Raw genomic sequence first — 20,911 nt, forward strand, 5'->3', positions numbered from 1 at the left:
GCTTTTATTTATTTGGTTGATCGTGTTTCCCATTTTCGAGATTGTTGAATAAAGTGTCCAACCTTGTTCAATACGGATTCAACAGCACTTTGGTCATTTACCAAATCGTAGTCAGCGATGTTAATCCGAAGAATTGGGCAAGAATTAAAACTATTAATCCACTTTTCATAACGCTCATGCATTTCTTTCCAATAACTAAGTGGCGTTTGTTGTTCCATTGGTCGGCCACGCTTCTTAATGCGACCAACCACGTCATCAAATGAGCCCTCTAGATAAATTAATAAGTCTGGATGTGGAAAATAAGGTGTCATTACCATTGATTCAAATAAACTACTGTAAGTTTCGTAATCTACGGGAGTCATTGTCCCTTTATCATAGTGCATTTTAGCAAAAATGCCAGTGTCTTCATAGATAGAACGATCCTGAATGAATCCACCACCATATTCAAAAATACGCTTTTGTTTCTTAAATCGTTCTGCCAAAAAGTAGATTTGCAGATGGAAACTCCAACGCTCAAAGTCAGCATAAAACTTGTCTAGATATGGATTTGTATCTACCTTCTCTAAAGAGGTACGAAAGTCCAGTGAATTGGCTAATGCATTTGTCATTGTCGACTTACCGACACCAACTGTTCCGGCAATTGTGATAACACTGTCATGTGGGATCTGATATTTTTCGCGTAAATTCATCGGATAATTTCTCCTTTTTGTAATTGCTGTTTAATCTGATCAAGAATAAAGTTCAAATCATCTTGTTGTTTAATAAAGTCAAGCTCGTCACCATTAATACGAATGACAGGAATATCAGGATGTTGTTTTTCGAAGTCATCCATAAATGTTTGATAGTCTTCTTTCAATTGTTGCAAATAAGAAGCTTGAATATTCATTTCAACTTCGCGACCACGCATGGCAATACGAGATAAAAGTGTATCAAGACTTGCATCAAGATAAATCATCATGTTAGGCTTTGGCATGTCAGAAGTTAAAATGTGATAGATTTGTTGATATTTTTCGAACTGTCTATGTTGTAAGGTACGTTTAGCGAAAATCATATTTTTAGAGATATGATAATCAGCAATCACTGCCTTTTTTAATCCAAGATAATGGCTATCGATGTCTTCTAATTGCTTATAACGATTGCATAGAAAGAACATTTCTGTTTGGAAACTCCACTCATCTATATCATCATAGAATTTACCTAAGAACGGATTTTCTTCAACTATTTCTTTTAATAAATGTAGTTGAAAGTGGTTTGCTACTTTTTTTGATAAAGAGGTCTTACCAACTCCAATTGGTCCTTCCACTGCTATAAAGGGTATTTCTGGCATACTAGTTCCTCCTAAACAATAACGTGTTACCTTCGTTAGCGTAACAAAATTGACAAAGACTATTCTATCACATTTAGTAGCGAAGTGGACACTCTAAATCTCTCAGGTGAAAGGATTCTGTTAATATACTTACCTATTTAGCTAGTGTGCCTGCTTTGTTAATATATGTATATTAATGTGTCTACAAATAAAAAAATAACGTAATTTTTAAAAATAGTAATGTTTCTAACCATGCAATTAAGTATGGAGTGTTCTATACTATGTAAGAGACATATAAAAAAGGTTATATTTTAGTTCTCCCGTTTCGGAAAGGTGGTAGCAAGATGTTTAAAGATATTTCAATTGATGAATTACTCTCGTTAAAAAATATAGGTCAGCTTACAGTAATAGATGTACGTTCTCCTTCTGAATTTAAGGATGCTACTATTCCTGGTAGTATCAATATACCTTTATTTGATGATAAAGAAAGAGCTGAGGTAGGAACGCTTTATAAGCAAGTGAGTAAAGAAGCAGCCAAAGAAAGAGGGCTTGAAATTGCTTCAAGTAAATTACCAATCTTTGTGAAGGCGTTTAACAATGTCAAAGGAGATAAAGCGGTTTTCTGTTGGCGGGGTGGAATGCGTAGTAAAACGACAGCAACTGTTCTTGATCTAATGGGAATTAATGTGTTTCGATTGGACGGAGGCTATCGTAACTATCGTAATTTGATAGTAGATACATTAGGTGCATTAGAAGTTAACCCAGAAGCAGTTGTGTTAAATGGCTATACGGGATCAGGAAAAACTACGATACTACATCGTTTACAAGAGCTCGACTACCCCGTTATAGATTTAGAAGGATTAGCAAATCATCGCGGCTCTATTTTTGGTCAAATTGGTTTAAAGCCTCATAACCAAAAAACATTTGATGCATTGTTTATCGAAAGTATCCAGCGCTTGCAGGATTCGCCATATGTTCTATTTGAAGGAGAAAGTAAACGAATTGGAAAAGTAATGCTTCCTGATTTTCTGATGGAGAAAAAAAATCAAGGCACACAATTGTTTATTGAGATACCAATCGAGGAAAGGGTTAATAATATTCTGGAAGATTATCAACCATGGGATCATGAGCAAGAATGTATAGATTCTTTTGCTAGAATAAAAAAGCGAATTCATACACCGATTGCTAATGAAATTGAATCTGATTTAAATACAGGAGAGTACTTTCATGCAGTACGGTTGCTACTCGAGTATTATTATGATCCGTTGTATGATCACTCTGCAGATCAATTTACTGAAGGTGAAAAAACCATTATTAAAGCGGAAACTGTAGATGAAGCGGTTGTGTTGTTAAAAGATTATTTAGCTAAAAGGTATAATGAAAAAGTCATATAAGATTTAAGTCAAATTTATATTGTTCGGTTCTTTGCAATTTTTGTATGATTCTGTATAATGAAAAAGCGTCATGTTTTAGTATGAACATGACTAACGGCTCCATAGCTCAGGGGATAGAGCATTGGTTTCCTAAACCATGTGTCGTAGGTTCGAATCCTACTGGGGCCATACGTTAAAAGTTATATATAGCAAGGGATGTAGCATTTAATCCCTTGCTGTTTTTTTATTTAAGTATCAACTTGCTAACCGATTGCAAAGCCTTAAAATCAAACTAGCTATATAAAATTGTAGATGTAACAACAATGTTTTATTGTTTATCCCATTATATAAAATAATACGGGGCCCACCATAATAAAGGGAACAAGACAAATGATAGCAATTCCACCTAATCTATTTCCATCTTTAAATACCATGAGACTGTAATTGATACAATATATAATAATATATAGTGCAACAATTGTTAGGACTGTTATAATCATACTAATCCCTCACTTCGTTTAATTTCGAGTCTTTTAACATCTTTCCAAACTCAAGACGTTTTAGTTTATAATTTATTGTGATAGAAGCATTAGGATAAATTACTTTGTTCCAATCCGCTTCCTCATAAGCTGGGATATCTTTAAAGTATCTTCGAATGTAAATAGACCAGTAAAAAGGATCTGATCCATACTCTTCTTGACTTTTTTTTACAAGTTTAGTGGTTTTCTCTTCAATGCTTTGTTCAATGGATTCACGTAGTTTTTGATTATATTTATTGTTTTGCGCATAATCTACTAGGCTGGGAATGGCAATGATTTCAATTTCAAATGGAATCGTAACATCAATTTTTGCATGGTTATTTTTTTTATCATAGCTAACATTGACTAGAGGTACTGACTTTTGGGAGTAATTGGCTGAAACTTGATACTCAGGTTTAATAGGATCCGGATAAGTTGCTAGTAATTCCTCCATTTCGATTGTTTTATCCAGTATGTTACATATCCGCGTATCTTGGCCATCTAAGATATCAATCATTTGTCCTTCCTTGAACACGGCAGAACCCATAAACTGCGTTTTGCTTCCTCCTTGTTGTGGAACTTGACCTGCAATGTATTCATCTTCACTTCCTGATTCTTTCGGTTCAGAAATTTCTGTTGTTGCATAAATTGCTAAGAATAAATCAGCATCTCCTTCTGTTATTTGAAAAAAACGATGAAGATTTGCATCAGGTATAATGCCGGTTTGTGATGCGCGATTAAGCATATATTGATAATACTTATGTGGTCGTGTTTCTGTTTTTGGCTCGTTATTATTTAAAAAGTCACTGGCGTTTTCTTTTGAAACAATTAATTGGACACTTCTTCTTATTTGTGGCGTTCGCGCTGCAGTCTGGATCACACGAATGAAATCCTTAGAACGTGCTAATTCTTCTGAAATAATAATTACTTTGGTTTGATCTAATGTAATTTTTTTAGTGATAAAAGAATTTGCGGTATTTGTTGCAGTAATAATATCACTTCCAGTAATAGTAACTGTTTCTTGAGGTTCCTCATCAGAACCTGCAGATAACGTTGCGCCAACTTCAGGGTTTGCAAGTTGAAAAGTAAAAGAAAATGTTCCTGTCTCCTCTCCTTTGTCAATACCAACAGCAATAACATAGGATTGTTGCTCGAGTTCTATTCTGTCGTAACAACCTGTTAATATAAGTAATAGTAGGAAAATAACAGGTATATAACCATAATGTTTTATCATTTTTTTAACGCTCCTCTCGATAATGCTACAATCCATAAAATTACAGGGAATAGGACAAAAAGAGGAGTTACATAATTTAATAGCATATCACGAAATAATAATTCGTTTATAACCGAATTATCAGGTACCATTCCTATGATAAGTGTAATAAAACTGAATGGCAGTATGAGAGGTTCAAATTCAGAAATATTAAACACTGCTCCAAAGATCCAAGTGATTAAATAGATATAGATAATAAATCGAAGAAATCCTGCTAATAACCAAAACACCATAAAAAAGGTTTCTATATTTGCAAAATACTCTCCTAATTGCACATATTGTGTAATATCATGAAAAGGAAAAGAAGCCTTTTCTATTGAATTGTAATCAAACACTGTTGCATAAACAAAGAAAAAAAATGTAATTTCAATTATCACAAATATAACGCCGAATAATGTTCCGATTCTAAATTGTTTTGTATCTTTAAAGGAGGTGTAGGCAATCGTTAATAAAAAAAACTCAGAAAAAATCGATCCTTTTAGCGCACCCTCTTTTAGTATTGTTGATAGACCTGAACCGAAAATAGGAAAGATACGTTGCCAAACGATTTCAACTGAAATTAATAAGGCTAGCAGCAGAGCCGACAACTTAATGAAAAGAAAGCTTGTTTTCACTGTAAATCCAATTACTTCTAATCCTTTTTTTGCTCCGAAAAAAACAACACATAAGAATAAGAAAAAAAGAACGGTTGTTGGAGAAGCTGGAAAGTATAATAGCTTAATTTGTTCAACATAACTACGACTGTCTAAGCACATTAATAAGAAAGAACTCAAAAAAATTAAAAAACCTAGTGTTTTGCCAAGCTTAGAGCCAATAAGACTTTCTATTAACTCCATTAGATTTTTATTTTGTGCTTTTTTTAATAGATAAATCAGGAGAAAGAAGGAAGGTAAAATCACAAGGAATGAAATAATAGGAATAAGCCAAAAGGCATTTTGTGCTTTTTGTGCAAAAAGTGTTGGTGTTGTATCGGTTACTTTCATTCCAATAAACAATCCAATCATGGTAAACATTTCGCTTGCTTTTAATGTTTTTTGATCATGCATCTTCTTTCTGCCTCCTGCCTTATTTCCTTTGCTTCTTGTGTAAATCTTTTGGTTTTATATGAGATGGTCGCCAAATCTCCGCCCGCAGCGCTTTACGAAACATCGTGTCACCTGAGGATTTATAGTATGGAGCTAATGGTGCGAAGAAAGGAACGCCAAACGATTTAAGTGATGCTGCATACATAAACCAGAGAAGAAAAACACCTACTAGGCTTAACATTCCTAAAAAAGCAGCTGACAATATAAAGATGAATCGAGAAATACGAACGGTGTAGTTTAAACTAGTATCCGCTATTACAAATGATGTTAATCCTGATAATGCTGCAACAATTACAATAATAGGGCTAATGATATTTGCTTCTACAGCAGCTTGCCCTAAGATTAAGGCGCCGACAATTCCAATTGTGGGACCTAGAGGGTTAGGAATTCGAATTCCAGCTTCTCGGATCAATTCGAAAGCAAATTCCATGAGTAAGATTTCAACAATCAAAGGAAAAGGTACATATTCTCTAGCAGCGGTAATAGCAAAAAGTAAATCAGGTGGTATCATCTCGCTATGGAAGTTAGCTAGTGATACGTAAGCTGCGGATATCATTGTTGTTATATAGAAACTAAAAAAACGTATGGCTCGGGTGAAGTTACCAAATATAAACCGAGAGTAGCGATCTTCTGGACTGTGGAACAAATCCCAAAAGGTAACAGGTAAAATTAAACAGGCTGCTGAATTATCCATTAGCAAAATAATGTGTCCATCTTCTAAGTAAGCACCTGCGTTATCTGGTCGTTCGGTATATAAAATGCTTGGAAAAATAGAATAAGGTCTTTCTTCAATGTATTGTTCTAATAATTCAACATTTCGAACTGTATCAACCTCGATACTTTCTATTCTTTCTCTTACATTTTTTAAAATTTCATCATTTACAATATCAGAAACATAAACTAAGACGACACTTTGTTTGGAACGAGTCCCCACACTTGACTGTTCCGTAATCAACTGTTTATCACGAATCTGTTTTCGTACAAGTGATATATTAACGAAGAGAGATTCAGTGAAAGCTTCTTTTGGCCCTCTAATCACACTTTCATTTGCAGGTTGACTGATCGCGCGGTGTTTGAAATCAGATACCTCCATGGAGTAGCCAATAGAATCCCCTTCCATAAGGAGAACGATTTTGCCATTATTAATGTCATCTGTTGCCTGTTCGAAATCAGTGATTTCAATTAAATCTCTTGTATTAATAATTTTTGAAAGCTTGTCACCTTCACCCTCATGTATCGGTTTAATAATGAACTCTTCTATTTTGTCACTATTTACAATCGAAGCATAAAAGAATAAATAAATCTTTTTTTTATTATAATCGGCTACCAGTTGTTTATAAGAGAAATCTTTATTAATGCCATATGAGAATAGTTGTTTCAACCTTTCTGCATTATCTTTCGCATCTTCTTGTAGTTTTTCTTTTTTCTCGTACATTTGTTTAATCGCCTTTTTGCCTTTTTGTAAACGTGACATATAGTCACCTCCCCACTATTTATTCGCTTAGTGTTTGTGATGTTGCCCATTTTATGCAAATAAAAAAAGCATGGAGAATGTTCTCCATGCTTTCGTATTATTAATTTCTTTATTTATTATGCTTCTTTCATTGCTTCTAATTCAATTGAGAATTTGATATCTTTTCCAATAAGAACGCCACCTGTTTCTAATGCAGCATTATATGTTAAACCATATGCTTCACGGTTAAGTGTTCCTTCAGCATTGAAACCAAATACTTGGTTGCCCCATGGATCTTGACCCTGTCCTTCAAACACAACTTTAAATGTTTCTTTTCTTGTTACATCTTTAATTGTTACATCGCCAGTAACTTCATATTCTTCATCAGATTTTTTTGTAACATCTGTTGATTTAAATAGAATTTTCGGGTATTTATCAACTTCAAAGAAATCACCTGTTCTTAGATGGCCATCACGATCTGCATTACGCGTATCAATGCTATTTACATCAATATCAAAAACGATTTCAGCTGTTGTTAAATCCTCTGGATCAGCAACGAATTGTACTTGAAAATCATGAAATGTACCTTTTACTTTTGAAACCATCATGTGTTTTACTGAAAAATCAAGGCTAGTGTGCGCTGAATCTACCTTAAATGTTGTTTTTGTCATATTAAATTCCTCCATTTTTGTTATTAATAATTATTAACTTACTTTATGTAACTAAGTATATTATAGTAATTATAGAAGGTCAAGTGTTTATTAGTAAAAGAATTATATATAGCTATTTCCCTTAAAGTAGTTGATTAAACTAATAAAATAGAAGTTTAGTGAATAATAAACCGGGTAAATTAATTGTACAGATAAATTTAAGGAGATGATTATAGATGAGTAAAATAGCATGTGTGCTAACAGATTATTTTGAAGATGTGGAGCATACAGAACCCGCTAAATCATTTAAAGATGCGGGTCACCAACTTGTTACAATTGAAAAAGAAAAAGGAAAGCAAGTAACAGGTAAACAAGGAGATGCAACGGTAACAATAGATCAAAGTATTGATGAGGTTAAACCAAGTGATTTTGATGCTTTATTTATTCCAGGAGGATTCTCACCAGATTCCTTACGTAGCGATGATCGTTTTGTAGATTTTGTTAAACCGTTTATGGATGAGAAGAAACCAGTCTTAGCAATTTGCCATGGCCCACAATTACTTCTCACAGCAAAAAAATTGGAAGGTCGAACGGCAACAGGCTTTAAATCAATTATGGTAGATATGGAATACGCAGGTGCTACAGTGAAGGACCAGGAAGTTGTTGTATCAGAAAATCAACTTGTTACTAGCCGTATGCCAGATGATATTCCGGCATTTAATAAAGAAGCGTTGAAAGTTTTAGCCTAATATATTTTAAAAAGAGGACCTGATTTGTTGTGATTCACATAAATCGGGTCCTTTTTCTTGTTTTTAGGCGTTTTATGCTCGTTTTCTAATGGTGAAATTGTCTTCTAGTAAAAGCCAGTTCTGAGGGAACGCTAAACCTAGCTTCCAATAACTAATTCCTCTTAAATTCAATTCCTTGATTAAATCAAATTTTGCTTGAATCGATCGTGCATCTTCAAACCATACTTCATGTCGATTACCTTCCGCATCTGTATAAAAAAAGAATGGTGCTTGAGATTGTTGATCAAATTCTATTGCAACATTATTATCACGCGCAAGGTTAATTGCTTGTTGTGGACTAAGTGCTCGAGCGTATTCACCACCAGGCTCAAACGGAAGTGTCCAATCATATCCGTATAAATTTTGTCCAAGCATAATTTTATTAGCTGGCATTTCAGTTAGTGCGTATTCTACAACATCACGTACGTTTCCTAAAGGAGAAACGGCTAAAGGAGGTCCGCCACTATATCCCCACTCATATGTCATCAGTACAACGAAATCTGCAATCTCCCCATGAGCAGCATAATCATGCGCTTCATACCACGCACCTTCTTGTGTAGCACTTGTTTTAGGTGCAAGAGCAGTTGACATTAATAGTCCAGCACCTGATAGGCGATCCTTAGCCTTACGTAAGAAGTTATTATAGGCATCTTTATCTGCTGGAGGTAAAAACTCTAAATCAAAATGAACATCTCCAAACCCAATTGTTTGTGCAGTTTGAATTATTTCATCTAACAACTTATTTTGCACACTTTCATCCGTTACAATTAACGAACCAAGTTCAGCACTAAATTCTCCCTCTTCTAGGTTTGTAACGACAAGCATCATGGCGGTGTTATTTTCAGCAGCAATTGCAGCAAAATTATCTAAAGGTGGTGCAATTAAACTACCGTCTCTATTTACGCGATAATTAAAAGGTGCTAGATAAGTTAAGAATGGTGCATTTTTTTCAGCCGCGTTAATTAACGTCTCGGATACATTGTCGCCAATAGGTTCAATATAAGCATTGGACTCAATAGTTGGTCCGGCTTGTTCAGGTATATACAGCCGAGTACCGATGTATAAAGCGGCATTTGGATCAATATTGTTTACTTCAGCTAAGCGTTGATAACCAATGCCAAAGCGTTGGCCAATTGCATATAAACTATCTCCTTGTTGGACAAAATAAAATTGACCGACAATTGGTATGACAACCGCTTGCCCTACGACAAGCTGATTAGGATTATCTAGTTCATTTGCTTGATTTATCGCTTGATACGTTGTTCCATACGTACTGGCTATTGAATAGAGAGAGTCACCTTGTTCAACAACATGAATTTGCAATTTATTTTCCTCCCTTTACTTGTTCTATCATCTCTTAGCCTATGACCTATCTAAGTGAAATGTGCGCTTCTTTTTTAGAAATTAATTTGCTATAATAAATTTGAAGTCACTTCGCTAGGAGACATGTACTATGAATGATCAGGACTATATGGAATTAGCTGTTGCTGAAGCGATAAAAGCTGGTGAGGTAGGAGAGGTTCCTATTGGAGCCATTCTAGTTTATGAGGATGAAGTAATTGCTCATGCATTTAATTTACGAGAAGCATTACAAACGACAGCTTCGCATGCTGAAATGCTTGTCATTGACAAGGCGAATCAGAAAAGAGCGAGTTGGCGTTTAGAGAATTGCACATTATATGTAACACTAGAACCTTGTCCAATGTGCGCAGGTGCCATTTTACAGTCGCGAATTTCGCGAGTTGTCTTCGGTGCCTATGATCCAAAGGCAGGTAGTGCAGGTTCTTTAGTTAATTTATTAGAAGACAGCCGCTTTAACCATCAAGTTAATGTAGAAGGTGGCGTATTAGAAGAAGTCTGTGGTACATTATTAACAAAATTCTTCAGACAATTAAGAGATAATAAAAAGAATACTACTAGTGACCAATAGGGAAAAAATACCACATTTTTACGCTTGCATTTTTACAAAAAACTCGCTATACTTGTAAATGCGCTTTACATGCGCAACTTAAAATTGTTAGCAAATTTGCCGTGCTAGGTGGGGAGGTAGCGGTGCCCTATACTCGCAATCCGCTGTAGCGAGACGGAACTCCCATCCGAGGTGCATGACTTTAAGGTCTGCCTTAAGGAATTGGTGTTGACGTTTGGGTCCTGCGCAACGGGAACCCGTAAATCCTGTCAGATCCGGAAGGAAGCAGCAGTAAGCGGTATTTCTCGTGTGCCGCAGGGAAGCCTGAACTGAGCCATGAACTTAAGTAACGCTTAGGGTTATGTCATCGACGATGGGTGCACGGCGTTAAATATATGATAAATAAACCTCTTGCCATATCGGTAAGAGGTTTTTGCTTTTATTTTGAATGAATTATTCACATTTAGAGGTAAATTCAGTTATAATAGAAGTGAATTCCGAAGAGAGGATCATGAAAATGAGCTATCAAGCATTGTATCGTGTATGGCGTCCTTTAAGTTTTACCGACGTAGTAGGACAACCGCATATTACGCGAACACTCCAAAACGCGATCGTGCAGGAGAAGTTTTCGCATGCTTATTTATTCTCTGGACCGAGAGGTACTGGTAAAACAAGTGCTGCGAAGATCTTTGCGAAAACAATTAACTGTAGACAAGCACCGGTTGCAGAACCGTGTAACGAATGTGATGCCTGTAAGGGAATTCAAGATGGTTCCATTTCAGATGTAATGGAAATTGATGCTGCTTCAAATAATGGAGTAGAACAAATTCGGGATATCCGAGATAAAGTGAAATATGCACCAAGTGCTGTATCATACAAAGTATATATAATCGATGAGGTACATATGCTGTCGATTGGTGCTTTTAACGCATTACTAAAGACGCTAGAAGAACCACCAAAGCACGTCATTTTTATTTTAGCAACAACCGAACCACACAAAATACCATTGACGATTATCTCAAGGTGTCAACGCTTTGACTTTAAACGAATAACACAACAAGTAATTGTAGAAAGAATGCAAACAATTATTAATCATGAGAATGTTGCAGTAACCAAAGAAGCGCTAGATGCTGTAGCATTAGCTGCAGAAGGTGGTATGCGTGATGCGTTAAGTTTATTGGATCAGGCGATCTCCTATAGTGATGAAGAAGTTGTCTTAGATGATGTCTTAGCAGTGACTGGAGCTGTGTCTCAAGAGAAGTTAACAGAGATGGTGCATGCATTATATGATAAAAATGTACAACAAGCTTTGCGATTAGTAGATGGATTTATCCAAGAAGGTAAGGATCCAGGCCGATTTGTTTTTGACACCATCTATTTTTTTCGTGATATTTTATTATATCAAAGTGCACCAGGACTTGAACAAGTATTAGAACGTGCCGTTGTTAATGATTCGTTTGAACAATTAATTAAAAAAATAGACGCCAACTGGATTCAACGTTCTATTTCGGAGTTTAACCATTGCCAGCAAGAAATGCGTTGGACGAATAGTCCGAAAGTCTTTATTGAAATCACGATGTTGAAGATAACCGAGCAAGCGTCAATTGTGCATTCTTCTTCTAGTGATGTAGAATCAATTAAGGTACTCACTCAAAAAATGGATCGTTTAGAAAAAGAACTAGCTGAACTAAAGCGAAATCCACCTACAAGTGAATCAGACGGACAACGACCTACTTCAACACCAAAGCGAAAACCAATGCCATCAAAAAATCGATTCAAAGTACCATATGAGAGAATTCGTCAAGTTCTTGATGATGCATCTAAATCGAATTTAAAAGAGATACAATCGCAATGGGCGGACTTTATGAAAAGATTAAAACAACAAAATGCGCCAGCCCATGCTACTGTATTGGATAGTAAGCCTAGTGCAGCATCTGATCAGGCATTAATTCTAGCTTTTAAATACGAAATTCACTGTTCACTTGCTTTAGACCACCAAGAAACGATAGAATCATTAATAGCGGAAACTATCGGAAAGAATATATCGATAATTCCCGTACCAGATAGTAATTGGCAAGAGATTCGCGAAGAATACGTGCAAAAACAGCGACAACAAGCTATTATAGATCCAGATGGTGAACAAGAAGCAACGGAAGAAGATCCTTTAATAGAAGAAGCACGTAAACTTGTCGGTGATGACTTGCTGGAAATACATGATAATTAGATAATATAAGGAGGTTTTTTCCATGCGTGGTGGAGGAAATATGAATAAAATGATGAAACAAATGCAAAAAATGCAAAAGGATATGGCAAAAGCACAAGAAGAACTGCAAGATATGAGCTTTGAAGCTACTGCAGGTGGTGGAATGGTTAAGGTAACTGCTAATGGTAATAAAGTAATTACAGATGTAGAGATTAAGGAAGAAGTAGTAGATCCTGAAGATGTAGAAATGCTTCAAGACCTAGTCTTAGCTGCAACAAACGACGTACTAAAACAAGTAGAAGATAAGTCTAACGATACGATGGGACAGTTCACGAAAGGTATGAATTTACCTGGCGGAATGTTCTAGGAGGGCTATAACCTGTGTATTATCCAGAACCGATTTCAAAGCTAATTGATAGCTTTACAAAATTGCCGGGGATCGGACCGAAAACAGCGGTTCGTCTGGCTTTTTTTGTATTAAATATGAAAGAAGATGACGTGTTAGATTTTGCAAAGTCTTTAGTTAGTGCGAAACGAGAACTCACGCACTGTACAGTATGTGGACATATTACAGATACGGATCCGTGCCAGATATGCCAAGATGAAACGCGGGACAATACATTGATCTGTGTTGTACAAGATCCAAAAGATGTCATTGCTATGGAAAAAATGAAAGATTTCAGTGGACGTTATCATGTCCTCCATGGAGCAATCTCACCAATGGATGGAATAGGACCAGAAGATATTAATGTGCCAAGTTTATTAAATCGCCTAAAGGATGAAGAAGTGGAAGAATTGATTCTTGCTACTAATCCTAATATTGAAGGGGAAGCTACTGCGATGTATATTTCGCGATTAGTTAAACCTGCTGGAATTAAAATTACTCGAATCGCTCATGGATTACCTATGGGTGGAGATTTAGAGTATGCTGATGAAGTTACGCTTTCCAAAGCACTAGAAGGAAGACGTGAACTATAAGGTGGTGGAGATCACATGGCTTTTGGTTATAAAATTAAACAAAAAGATGTAGATAACCGGTTATTAGAAGAAATTTTTCGTTTAAAAGATGAGTGGATGCAAATAAAAGAGATTATTGAAAAAAGTGTAGAACCGAGTGAAACAGGCTTATATGATTTAAAAGTTGCTGAAACGAAATACTTCTATTTACTAAGGGAAGCGAGGCACCGTAATATAAGTGCCCGTCACTAATAAAGAAGAGTCTAGTTCTAATTCCTTTGTTTTTCTCATATTTTTGTAGAAAGGACAGGGAAGGAGGAAAAGAGGTGGGCTCTTCTGTTGTAATTATAAGTAGTATTGTTGTATTAATTATTGTCTTACTATTTGTAGGTGCGCCTTTAAAACCAATGCGCTGGTTGATGCATGGTAGTGTAAAGTTAGTTATAGGTGTATTGTTCCTATTCTTCTTTAATGTATTTGGTGCATCGCTTGGCTTGCACTTACCGATAAATGGGTATACAGCTGTAATCACTGGATTTCTAGGTATTCCTGGTTTAGTTTCTTTAGCTGCGTTGCACATATTTGTATTTGTTTGAAAGCTTCTAATAAAAAACTCGTCTTGTGGTGGTATCAGTCCCCAGATGAGTTTTTTTATTTTGCTCTTTTCTTAAATGTTTTTACCATTCAAAATTCGGACTTGAGAGAAATGCATGGCTTCAGCTAATTCGGATAAGCAAAGTTCGCTTATCGAGTGGATATTCAGCTTGCGTTATTACTGCAACAGTGTCACCAATGTCATTTGACACGCTCGTATATATCTATAAATGCAGGACTTATGCTATTGTATTTGCCAGCGGAAAGTGAAACAATTTGCTGAGGCATTGATATTAAGTACAATACGTCGGAGTTTATGGAAATTCAGTCATAATCAACAATCTATTTATAAATATCCTTTTATTTGATGTTTACAAATAGAAGGAAGGCGTGTTATATTGAATGTCGTTGCTTTTTTGAAAGGCAATGATCAATATACATCCTAAAATCATTTCAAAAAGTTCTTGCATTTTTTTTGAATATATATTATAATTTTTAAGTTGTCGAAATAAGTTGTTCTTGAAATTTTGGTTTGTAGCTATCGAAACAAACTTAAAAATAAGAATTGACATTAAGCGCTAACAAGTGTTATGATATAGAGGTTGTCGAGTTGATAACAATATTAATTGATCTTTGAAAACTGAACGAAACACACAGTATGTTAAGTAAGTAGAAACAACAAGCTAGTTAAGTATTTGAGCAGCAAGCTCGCATTTTATGGAGAGTTTGATCTTGGCTCAGGACGAACGCTGGCGGCGTGCCTAATACATGCAAGTCGAGCGCATGAAATAAGTGAATCCCTTCGGGGTGAAGCTTATGGATTGAGCGGCGGACGGGTGAGTAACACGTGGGCAACCTGCCTGTAAGACTGGGATAACTCCGGGAAACCGGGGCTAATACCGGATAACACTTTTCTTTACCTAAAGGGAAGTTGAAAGGCGGCTCTTTGAGCTGTCACTTACAGATGGGCCCGCGGCGCATTAGCTAGTTGGTAGGGTAATGGCCTACCAAGGCGACGATGCGTAGCCGACCTGAGAGGGTGATCGGCCACACTGGGACTGAGACACGGCCCAGACTCCTACGGGAGGCAGCAGTAGGGAATCTTCCGCAATGGACGAAAGTCTGACGGAGCAACGCCGCGTGAACGATGAAGGTTTTCGGATCGTAAAGTTCTGTTGTTAGGGAAGAACAAGTACCGTTCTAACAGGACGGTACCTTGACGGTACCTAACGAGGAAGCCCCGGCTAACTACGTGCCAGCAGCCGCGGTAATACGTAGGGGGCAAGCGTTGTCCGGAATTATTGGGCGTAAAGCGCGCGCAGGCGGTTCTTTAAGTCTGATGTGAAATCTTGTGGCTCAACCACAAGCGGTCATTGGAAACTGGGGAACTTGAGTACAGAAGAGGAGAGTGGAATTCCACGTGTAGCGGTGAAATGCGTAGATATGTGGAGGAACACCAGTGGCGAAGGCGACTCTCTGGTCTGTAACTGACGCTGAGGCGCGAAAGCGTGGGGAGCAAACAGGATTAGATACCCTGGTAGTCCACGCCGTAAACGATGAGTGCTAGGTGTTAGGGGGTTTCCGCCCCTTAGTGCTGCAGCTAACGCATTAAGCACTCCGCCTGGGGAGTACGGCCGCAAGGCTGAAACTCAAAAGAATTGACGGGGACCCGCACAAGCGGTGGAGCATGTGGTTTAATTCGAAGCAACGCGAAGAACCTTACCAGGTCTTGACATCCGCTGATAACCCTAGAGATAGGGCGTTCCCTTCGGGGACAGCGTGACAGGTGGTGCATGGTTGTCGTCAGCTCGTGTCGTGAGATGTTGGGTTAAGTCCCGCAACGAGCGCAACCCTTGATTTTAGTTGCCAGCATTTAGTTGGGCACTCTAAAGTGACTGCCGGTGATAAACCGGAGGAAGGTGGGGATGACGTCAAATCATCATGCCCCTTATGACCTGGGCTACACACGTGCTACAATGGATGGTACAAAGGGCAGCGAAGCCGCGAGGTGAAGCAAATCCCATAAAACCATTCTCAGTTCGGATTGTAGGCTGCAACTCGCCTACATGAAGCCGGAATCGCTAGTAATCGCGGATCAGCATGCCGCGGTGAATACGTTCCCGGGTCTTGTACACACCGCCCGTCACACCACGAGAGTTAGCAACACCCGAAGTCGGTGAGGTAACCTTTACAGGAACCAGCCGCCGAAGGTGGGGCCAATGATTGGGGTGAAGTCGTAACAAGGTAGCCGTATCGGAAGGTGCGGCTGGATCACCTCCTTTCTAAGGATAAATGAAAAGCGTAAGCACGCGTTTAACGACGTATGAACTGGACTGAACCGAAGGAGATAAAGAAAACACAACGAACGAAAGTGAGTTGATGTTGCCTTATCGTACGGAGGAGAAGGAAGTTTACTAGTCGTTGCGTGCTAGAAGCTGGACATATAGGAAAACATACTGTGTGGTTTGGTTCAGTTTTGAGAGATCAAGTATCTTTCATTTTATGTACCTTGAAAACTAGATAAGAAGTTAGGAAGCGAGAAGGATTGTACTTTTAGTACAAAACAGAACGTGAGCCTAACATATGACAAGACATCATATCAAAGTAAGAAGAACCAAACGCTTTTATTAACTAATATAGTTAAGTAAGAAAGGGCGCACGGTGGATGCCTTGGCACTAGGAGCCGAAGAAGGACGGGACAAACACCGATATGTCTTGGGGAGCCGTACGTAGGCATTGATCCAGGAATTTCCGAATGGGGGAACCCCCTGCTCGTAATGGAGTAGGACACTTTACTGAATACATAGGTAAAGTGAGGCAGACCCGGGGAACTGAAACATCTTAGTACCCGGAGGAAGAGAAAGCAAATGCGATTTCCTGAGTAGCGGCGAGCGAAACGGAATCAGCCCAAACCAAAAAGCTTGCTTTTTGGGGTTGTAGGACACGCTATACGGAGTTACAAAGAAACGTTTTACATGAATCGATCTGGAACGATCAGCCGAAGAAGGTAAGAGCCCTGTAATGAAAAGGACGTTTCCTCCAGCGTGGATCCTGAGTACGGCGGAACACGAGAAATTCCGTCGGAATCCGGGAGGACCATCTCCCAAGGCTAAATACTCCCTAGTGACCGATAGTGTACCAGTACCGTGAGGGAAAGGTGAAAAGCACCCCGGAAGGGGAGTGAAAGAGATCCTGAAACCGTGTGCCTACAAGTAGTCGAAGCTCGATATTTTCCTTCGGGAAAAAGAATGAGTGACGGCGTACCTTTTGTAGAATGGACCGGCGAGTTACGATTCTTTGCAAGGTTAAGCCGCACAGGTGGAGCCGCAGCGAAAGCGAGTCTGAATAGGGCGTGATAGTAAAGGGTCGTAGACCCGAAACCGTGTGATCTACCCATGTCCAGGGTGAAGGTCAGGTAACACTGACTGGAGGCCCGAACCCACGCATGTTGAAAAATGCGGGGATGAGGTGTGGGTAGGGGTGAAATGCCAATCGAACACGGAGATAGCTGGTTCTCTCCGAAATAGCTTTAGGGCTAGCCTCAAGGAACGTATGTTGGAGGTAGAGCACTGATTGGACTAGGGGCCCTTACCGGGTTACCGAATTCAGTCAAACTCCGAATGCCAATCATATTGCCTTGGGAGTCAGACTATGGGTGATAAGGTTCATAGTCGAAAGGGAAACAGCCCAGACCGTCAGCTAAGGTCCCAAAGTATACGTTAAGTGGAAAAGGATGTGGCGTTGCATAGACAACCAGGATGTTGGCTCAGAAGCAGCCATCATTTAAAGAGTGCGTAATAGCTCACTGGTCGAGTGACGCTGCGCCGAAAATGTACCGGGGCTAAACGTATCACCGAAGCTACGGATTCCAAGAAGTATTGCACTTCTTGGATTGGTAGGAGAGCGTTCTAAGTGCAGCGAAGTCAGACCGTGAGGACTGGTGGAGCGCTTAGAAGTGAGAATGCCGGTATGAGTAGCGAAAAAGAAGTGAGAATCTTCTTCACCGAAAGCCCAAGGTTTCCTGAGGAAGGCTCGTCCGCTCAGGGTTAGTCGGGACCTAAGCCGAGGCCGAAAGGCGTAGGCGATGGACAACAGGTTGATATTCCTGTACCACCTCCTTTCCGTTTGAACAACGGGGGGACGCAGTAGGATATGGAAAGCGCGCTGCTGGTTATGCGCGCCCAAGCAGTGAGGCTGTTGGATAGGTAAATCCGTCCAATGTAAGGTTGAGCTGTGATGGGGAGGGAACTTAAGTACCGAAGTTCCGGATTTCACACTGCCAAGAAAAGCCTCTAGTGAGGAAAGAGGTGCCCGTACCGTAAACCGACACAGGTAGGCGAGAAGAGAATTCTAAGGTGATCGGGAGAACTCTCGTTAAGGAACTCGGCAAAATGACCCCGTAACTTCGGGAGAAGGGGTGCTTCTTTTACGAGAAGCCGCAGTGAAAAGGCCCAAGCGACTGTTTAGCAAAAACACAGGTCTCTGCGAAGCCGTAAGGCGAAGTATAGGGGCTGACACCTGCCCGGTGCTGGAAGGTTAAGGGGATGCGTTAGCTTTCGGGCGAAGCGCTGAACCGAAGCCCCAGTAAACGGCGGCCGTAACTATAACGGTCCTAAGGTAGCGAAATTCCTTGTCGGGTAAGTTCCGACCCGCACGAAAGGTGCAACGACTTGGGCACTGTCTCAACGAGAGACCCGGTGAAATTATACGATGCGTGAAGATGCGCATTACCCGCGACAGGACGGAAAGACCCCGTGGAGCTTTACTGTAGCCTGATATTGAATGTCGGCACAGCTTGTACAGGATAGGTGGGAGCCGTTGAAGCGTGAGCGCTAGCTTACGTCGAGGCGCCCGTGGGATACCACCCTGGCTGTGTTGACCTTCTAACCCAGAACCGTGATCCGGTTCGGAGACAGTGTCAGGTGGGCAGTTTGACTGGGGCGGTCGCCTCCTAAAGAGTAACGGAGGCGCCCAAAGGTTCCCTCAGAATGGTTGGAAATCATTCGAAGAGTGTAAAGGCAGAAGGGAGCTTGACTGCGAGACCTACAAGTCGAGCAGGGACGAAAGTCGGGCTTAGTGATCCGGCGGTACCGTATGGAAGGGCCGTCGCTCAACGGATAAAAGCTACCCCGGGGATAACAGGCTTATCTCCCCCAAGAGTCCACATCGACGGGGAGGTTTGGCACCTCGATGTCGGCTCATCGCATCCTGGGGCTGTAGTCGGTCCCAAGGGTTGGGCTGTTCGCCCATTAAAGCGGTACGCGAGCTGGGTTCAGAACGTCGTGAGACAGTTCGGTCCCTATCCGTCGTGGGCGCAAGAAGTTTGAGAGGAGCTGTCCTTAGTACGAGAGGACCGGGATGGACACACCGCTGGTGTACCAGTTGTTCTGCCAAGAGCATCGCTGGGTAGCTACGTGTGGAAGGGATAAGTGCTGAAAGCATCTAAGCATGAAGCCCCCCTCAAGATGAGACTTCTCATCTTTTTAGAGTAAGATCCCTCAGAGACGATGAGGTTGATAGGTTCGAGGTGGAAGCGTGGTGACACGTGTAGCTGACGAATACTAATAGATCGAGGACTTAACTATAAAAAAGAAGCGTAAGCGTCCGTTTAGCAACGCAGTGGATGGAATGAATTGACTGAGATAAAGGAATCACGATGAACGTAAGTGAATCGATGATGACTTATCGTAGGGAAATTGATGAAGCCACCCAGTTGCTGGACGCTGGAGCTGGATTGATGTATGTTGTCTTGTTGTAATTCTTATCTAGTTTTGAAGGTACACTATCTTCAAAATGGTTTAGTGACAATAGCGAAGAGGTCACACCTGTTCCCATGCCGAACACAGCAGTTAAGCTCTTCAGCGCTCATGGTAGTTGGGGCTTTGCCCCTGCGAGAGTAGGACGTCGCTAAGCAACTATAAAACATCTATTACTTCATTGTAATAGATGTTTTTTGTTTGAAATTTTTTTGAAAGTAAGTTGATGTGATATTATAGATGAAACAAACCACCAACATGCATTAGAGTAATTGATCACGAAGGACTAATTCAAGATTTAAACCTTTTTCTAAAAGTTAGGAAAAGGTGATTAAAGGAGGAGGAACAGTGAAAGATAAAATTCATATAATGGGTGCTTCGGGGACTGGTACTTCAACATTGGGTGATTTGTTATCAATGAAATTACCTCACACATATCTGGATACCGATGATTATTTTTGGACAACTAAATTCACTAAACAAAGAGAAGTATCTCAAAGAAGAAGGATGCTAAAAAAAGATTTAGCACTTAATAAAAACGTGATTCTTTCTGGGGCAGTGTGTGGTTGGGGTGATAACCTTAAAAATTACTTTGACCTAGTTATATTCCTATGGGTTCCGGAAGATATAAGACTTGAAAGGTTAAAAGAAAGAGAATTTCAACGTTATGGTAATAAAATATTAGTTGGTGGGAGTAAATGTGAACAATCGAAAACCTTTCTAGATTGGGCATCTTTATATGATAGTGGAGGAATGGATGTTAGGAGTAAAAAATCACATGAGTATTGGATGGCAGACTTGCCATGTCCAGTATTAAAAATTGAGGGAGATTATTCAGGAAGTGAACGAGTAGTTATTGTCTTAAATTACCTAAACTCTGAATGATTTAAATGTTGTTTAATTAAAGAAGATAATAAGGCGAAATAGAACTTCTAATTATATGTAACTTATATCTTTATAACTATAAAAAACATTAAATTTTAATAAAGTCTTTTAAAAGAAGAAATTAGTATTAAACTTTTAAAACAATGTATAAAAACGTTAGA

General features: G+C 39.2%; 16 protein-coding genes, 1 tRNA gene, 3 rRNA genes and 1 other RNA gene. 14 read left to right on the forward strand and 7 right to left on the reverse strand.

Annotated features, from left to right (window positions below; all coding sequences use genetic code 11):
• Positions 1–8 precede the first annotated feature (8 nt).
• Positions 9–689: a deoxynucleoside kinase gene (locus DM447_RS00110; RefSeq protein ID WP_112179055.1), complete on the reverse strand. Its 681-nt coding sequence runs from the start codon at positions 687–689 to the stop codon at positions 9–11.
• A complete protein-coding gene (locus tag DM447_RS00115) occupies positions 686–1,327 on the reverse strand; it encodes a deoxynucleoside kinase (RefSeq protein ID WP_112179057.1) in 642 nt (213 codons plus the stop codon). The genes DM447_RS00110 and DM447_RS00115 overlap by 4 nt, the downstream gene beginning before the upstream one ends.
• Before the next feature lie 323 nt (positions 1,328–1,650).
• Here DM447_RS00115 and mnmH point away from each other — a divergent pair, with 323 nt between their 5' ends.
• Both mnmH and DM447_RS00125 read left to right on the forward strand, forming a co-directional pair.
• The gene (mnmH, locus tag DM447_RS00120) at positions 1,651–2,700 is read left to right on the forward strand and encodes a tRNA 2-selenouridine(34) synthase MnmH (protein ID WP_112179059.1); all 1,050 of its coding nucleotides are present in this window, start codon (positions 1,651–1,653) and stop codon (positions 2,698–2,700) included.
• A gap of 95 nt (positions 2,701–2,795) precedes the next feature.
• Positions 2,796–2,868, forward strand: a tRNA-Arg gene (locus DM447_RS00125).
• Between the two features lie 312 nt (positions 2,869–3,180).
• Here the strand turns inward: DM447_RS00125 and DM447_RS00130 are convergent.
• The 4 genes from DM447_RS00130 to DM447_RS00145 all read right to left on the reverse strand — a co-directional run bounded on the left by DM447_RS00130 (position 3,181) and on the right by DM447_RS00145 (position 7,679).
• A complete protein-coding gene (locus tag DM447_RS00130; RefSeq protein ID WP_112179061.1) occupies positions 3,181–4,431 on the reverse strand; it encodes a Ger(x)C family spore germination protein in 1,251 nt (416 codons plus the stop codon).
• Positions 4,428–5,516 (reverse strand): GerAB/ArcD/ProY family transporter, encoded by a 1,089-nt coding sequence (locus DM447_RS00135; protein ID WP_112179064.1) that lies wholly within the window; start codon positions 5,514–5,516, stop codon positions 4,428–4,430. The genes DM447_RS00130 and DM447_RS00135 overlap by 4 nt, the downstream gene beginning before the upstream one ends.
• 19 nt (positions 5,517–5,535) lie before the next feature.
• Positions 5,536–7,029, reverse strand: a complete 1,494-nt coding sequence (locus DM447_RS00140; RefSeq protein ID WP_232824090.1) for a spore germination protein — start codon at positions 7,027–7,029, stop codon at positions 5,536–5,538.
• Between the two features lie 116 nt (positions 7,030–7,145).
• Positions 7,146–7,679: a YceI family protein gene (locus DM447_RS00145; RefSeq protein ID WP_112179066.1), complete on the reverse strand. Its 534-nt coding sequence runs from the start codon at positions 7,677–7,679 to the stop codon at positions 7,146–7,148.
• A 215-nt stretch (positions 7,680–7,894) separates the two neighbouring features.
• On the opposite strand from DM447_RS00145, the gene DM447_RS00150 reads away from it, so the two are divergent.
• A complete protein-coding gene (locus tag DM447_RS00150) occupies positions 7,895–8,407 on the forward strand; it encodes a type 1 glutamine amidotransferase domain-containing protein (protein ID WP_112179067.1) in 513 nt (170 codons plus the stop codon).
• A gap of 72 nt (positions 8,408–8,479) precedes the next feature.
• Here DM447_RS00150 and DM447_RS00155 read toward each other — a convergent pair whose 3' ends face one another.
• Entirely contained in the window at positions 8,480–9,769 is a 1,290-nt protein-coding gene (locus tag DM447_RS00155; protein WP_112179069.1) for a glycoside hydrolase family 18 protein, read from the reverse strand.
• 130 nt (positions 9,770–9,899) lie between these two features.
• Here DM447_RS00155 and tadA point away from each other — a divergent pair, with 130 nt between their 5' ends.
• From tadA to DM447_RS00210, 11 genes are all read left to right on the forward strand, one after another.
• Positions 9,900–10,376 (forward strand): tRNA adenosine(34) deaminase TadA, encoded by a 477-nt coding sequence (tadA, locus tag DM447_RS00160; RefSeq protein ID WP_112179071.1) that lies wholly within the window; start codon positions 9,900–9,902, stop codon positions 10,374–10,376.
• 99 nt (positions 10,377–10,475) lie between these two features.
• An RNA gene (gene ffs / locus DM447_RS00165) (signal recognition particle sRNA large type) lies at positions 10,476–10,740 on the forward strand.
• Positions 10,741–10,872: 132 nt separating this feature from the next.
• Entirely contained in the window at positions 10,873–12,579 is a 1,707-nt protein-coding gene (gene dnaX, locus DM447_RS00170; RefSeq protein WP_112179073.1) for a DNA polymerase III subunit gamma/tau, read from the forward strand.
• A gap of 22 nt (positions 12,580–12,601) precedes the next feature.
• Positions 12,602–12,925, forward strand: a complete 324-nt coding sequence (locus DM447_RS00175; RefSeq protein ID WP_112179075.1) for a YbaB/EbfC family nucleoid-associated protein — start codon at positions 12,602–12,604, stop codon at positions 12,923–12,925.
• Between the two features lie 14 nt (positions 12,926–12,939).
• Positions 12,940–13,536 carry a recombination mediator RecR gene (gene recR / locus DM447_RS00180; protein ID WP_112179077.1) on the forward strand — a complete coding sequence of 199 codons (597 nt, stop codon included), beginning with the start codon at positions 12,940–12,942 and terminating at the stop codon, positions 13,534–13,536.
• Between the two features lie 15 nt (positions 13,537–13,551).
• Positions 13,552–13,767, forward strand: coding sequence for a YaaL family protein (locus DM447_RS00185; protein WP_112179079.1), 216 nt, complete (start codon positions 13,552–13,554; stop codon positions 13,765–13,767).
• A 74-nt stretch (positions 13,768–13,841) separates the two neighbouring features.
• The gene (locus DM447_RS00190) at positions 13,842–14,111 is read left to right on the forward strand and encodes a pro-sigmaK processing inhibitor BofA family protein (RefSeq protein WP_112179081.1); all 270 of its coding nucleotides are present in this window, start codon (positions 13,842–13,844) and stop codon (positions 14,109–14,111) included.
• A gap of 712 nt (positions 14,112–14,823) precedes the next feature.
• Positions 14,824–16,391 (forward strand): 16S ribosomal RNA (locus DM447_RS00195).
• 356 nt (positions 16,392–16,747) lie between these two features.
• Positions 16,748–19,694 (forward strand): 23S ribosomal RNA (locus DM447_RS00200).
• Positions 19,695–19,906: 212 nt separating this feature from the next.
• Positions 19,907–20,022, forward strand: a 5S ribosomal RNA gene (gene rrf / locus DM447_RS00205).
• Together the 16S, 23S and 5S rRNA genes form the textbook arrangement of a ribosomal RNA operon.
• A 191-nt stretch (positions 20,023–20,213) precedes the next feature.
• Positions 20,214–20,750: an ATP-binding protein gene (locus tag DM447_RS00210; RefSeq protein WP_112179082.1), complete on the forward strand. Its 537-nt coding sequence runs from the start codon at positions 20,214–20,216 to the stop codon at positions 20,748–20,750.
• Positions 20,751–20,911 lie beyond the last annotated feature (161 nt).

The organism is Paraliobacillus zengyii, assembly GCF_003268595.1.
GTDB lineage: Bacteria > Bacillota > Bacilli > Bacillales > Amphibacillaceae > Paraliobacillus_A > Paraliobacillus_A zengyii.

Coding starts and splice junctions, on each gene's coding strand:
- DM447_RS00115 (WP_112179057.1), bottom strand. CDS start 1,327: ATGCCAGAAATACCCTTTATAGCAGTGGAAGGACCAATTGGAGTTGGT.
- DM447_RS00140 (WP_232824090.1), bottom strand. CDS start 7,029: ATGTCACGTTTACAAAAAGGCAAAAAGGCGATTAAACAAATGTACGAG.
- tadA (WP_112179071.1), top strand. CDS start 9,900: ATGAATGATCAGGACTATATGGAATTAGCTGTTGCTGAAGCGATAAAA.
- DM447_RS00150 (WP_112179067.1), top strand. CDS start 7,895: ATGAGTAAAATAGCATGTGTGCTAACAGATTATTTTGAAGATGTGGAG.
- DM447_RS00135 (WP_112179064.1), bottom strand. CDS start 5,516: ATGCATGATCAAAAAACATTAAAAGCAAGCGAAATGTTTACCATGATT.
- mnmH (WP_112179059.1), top strand. CDS start 1,651: ATGTTTAAAGATATTTCAATTGATGAATTACTCTCGTTAAAAAATATA.
- DM447_RS00130 (WP_112179061.1), bottom strand. CDS start 4,431: ATGATAAAACATTATGGTTATATACCTGTTATTTTCCTACTATTACTT.
- DM447_RS00110 (WP_112179055.1), bottom strand. CDS start 689: ATGAATTTACGCGAAAAATATCAGATCCCACATGACAGTGTTATCACA.
- DM447_RS00145 (WP_112179066.1), bottom strand. CDS start 7,679: ATGACAAAAACAACATTTAAGGTAGATTCAGCGCACACTAGCCTTGAT.
- dnaX (WP_112179073.1), top strand. CDS start 10,873: ATGAGCTATCAAGCATTGTATCGTGTATGGCGTCCTTTAAGTTTTACC.
- DM447_RS00185 (WP_112179079.1), top strand. CDS start 13,552: ATGGCTTTTGGTTATAAAATTAAACAAAAAGATGTAGATAACCGGTTA.
- DM447_RS00175 (WP_112179075.1), top strand. CDS start 12,602: ATGCGTGGTGGAGGAAATATGAATAAAATGATGAAACAAATGCAAAAA.